2 protein-coding genes and 1 pseudogene are annotated in these 2,087 nt (G+C 76.4%); all 3 read left to right on the plus strand.

What is annotated here, in order from left to right; genetic code table 11:
* The coding region (locus IH13_RS0107745) for a PfkB family carbohydrate kinase (protein ID WP_031082246.1) at positions 1-808 on the plus strand (808 nt) is incomplete at its 5' end.
* A 307-nt stretch (positions 809-1,115) separates the two neighbouring features.
* A pseudogene (locus IH13_RS46035) lies at positions 1,116-1,304 on the plus strand (hypothetical protein); the annotation flags it as partial.
* Between the two features lie 286 nt (positions 1,305-1,590).
* Positions 1,591-2,016 carry a DUF6221 family protein gene (locus tag IH13_RS0107750; RefSeq protein ID WP_031082249.1) on the plus strand — a complete coding sequence of 142 codons (426 nt, stop codon included), beginning with the start codon at positions 1,591-1,593 and terminating at the stop codon, positions 2,014-2,016.
* The last annotated feature ends 71 nt before the right edge of the window (positions 2,017-2,087 follow it).

The following is a 2,087-nucleotide window of genomic DNA, read 5'->3' on the forward strand; positions in this document are numbered from 1 at the left end:
CGCCAACGTCGCCGTCGCGCTGGCCCGGCTCGGCACGCCGGTCGAGTTCGCGGGCGGCATCGGCGGCGACGGCTTCGCCCGCACCGTGGAAGCACGGCTGCGGGCGGCCGGGGCCGGTCTCGACCTCTGCGCGCGCTCGGGCCTGCCCACCGCGCTTGCCGTCGCGGAACCCGGCGCCGACGGCACCGGCTATCACTTCCACCTCCAGGACACGGCGACGTTCCGGCTGCCGGACCTCTCCGCGCACGCCGCCGGTTTCGGCGCGGTGTACGCCGGCGGGCTCGCCGCCGTGGTGGACCCCGCGGCGGAGGCGGTACGGGCGACGGCGCTCGCCGCCGCCGAGCACTCCTGCCTCGTGGTGGACCCCAACGTCCGCCTGGACCGCACCCTGGACCCGGAGCGCGGCCGGACGGCGCTGCGCGGGCTGTGCGGCCTCGCGCACGTCGTCAAGGCGAGCGACGAGGACCTGGAGCGGCTGTGGCCGGGGGCCCGCCCAGAGGACACCTGCCGGGCGCTGGCGGAGGAAGGACGGCTGGTGGTCCTGACCAGGGGCGGCCGGGGGAGCACCGCGTGGACCGCGGGCGCGCCACCGGTGTCCGTCCCGGCCGTACCGGTGGAGGTCGTCAACACGATCGGCGCGGGCGACGCCTTCGTCGCGGGCCTGCTGAGCGCCATGGCGGCCCGGGGCTCCTTGACCGGGCGGCCGGCCCCGGAGGAGGTGCGGGCCATGCTGGCCTTCGCCTCCGAGGTCGCCGCGTCGGTGTGCGCCCACGCGGGCACCGAGCCCTCGGTACCCGTCCGGGGCTGACCCGCCGGGCCACCGGGCCGGCACGGGGGTGTGCGCGCGGGCCGGGGCACGGCCGCGCAGGGCTCGCGCCGTGGTGAGCGCGGGGGAGGCCGCCGGCGGCTACGCAGGCGGCCTCCACCTGCGCTCCGGGAACCCAGGGCGGCTGCTGACGGCGGTGCCGGCCGGGCTGCCGGGTGTACTTCCTCGCCCGTCGAGGCCCCGCCGAGTAGCTGTCCGTGGCGATGTTCCCGGGCCCCGAAGGGGTCACCGTGACCGTCCCGACGTGCCGACCTCCCGATGTCCCGATGGACACCGGCACCGGCACCGGGCCCGGGTCTTCCTGCCGCTGATCCCCTCCGGGCGCCCCGTCGGCTCGTGCGTCCTCGGCTTCGACCGGTCCCGGGGCCTCAGCGTGGAGGAGGCGGACCGTGCTCACAGCGCTGGCCGGACTCATCGCCCGGGCGCTCCGGCGCGTCCGGCGCCACGACTCCGACGCCGTCTCGCCCGTGGACTCCAGGGGGAGGGTGGGCCGGGTGCCGCTCGCCGAGGCGGCGGCACCGGACCGTCGCGCAGGCGGGCCAGGACGAGAACCGCCCCGCCGCCATCGTGCTCCTGCCGGCCGCCCGCCTCGCCTCGCCCCGCCACGCTGACGCGCGCGTTCCGGCATACGGACGCACGGTGTCCGGCACCGGCTGCGTCCGGGACCCGCTCATGAGGCATTCTCTGCTGGTCGGGCAGCGGGCCCGCCGCCGGTGCGCGTATATCGTCGTGCCTGCCTGTGACGGAGAAGGGTTCGGAACCAGATGGCAGAAAACTCGGACCTGCTGGCTTTCGTACGCGCACGCCTCGCCGACGAGGAGCGGATCGCGCAGGAGGCCGGAGGGGACGGTTGGCGGTGCCCCGCGGAGGTACCCGGCGAGGTTCACGACCGGACGGGAGGCATCGCCTTCGTCGTCCGGTCCCGCGGCTACGACCGTCACATCGCCTTCCAGGACCCGGCACGCACGCTGCAGCGCATCGAGACCAACCGGGTCCTGCTGGACGAGTACGAGGAGATCGCGGCCCTGGACACGGACCGCCCGCACCAGGACTTCTCCTCGGGCCGGGCCGTGGGCCTGGGTTTCGTCGTCCGGCAGATGGCCGCGGAGCACGCGGGACACCCCGACTACCGGGTGAAGTGGCTTCCGCGGTTCTCGCACTGGGGCCCGTCCGGCGGCCCGGAGGACTGAGGGCCGGGTACCCGGCCGCACGCCGGATGAGTACCCGGCCGACCGGCTGGGTGCGCCGCCCGATCCCGTAC

Source organism: Streptomyces sp. NRRL WC-3549, from assembly GCF_000721935.1.
Lineage (GTDB): Bacteria > Actinomycetota > Actinomycetes > Streptomycetales > Streptomycetaceae > Streptomyces.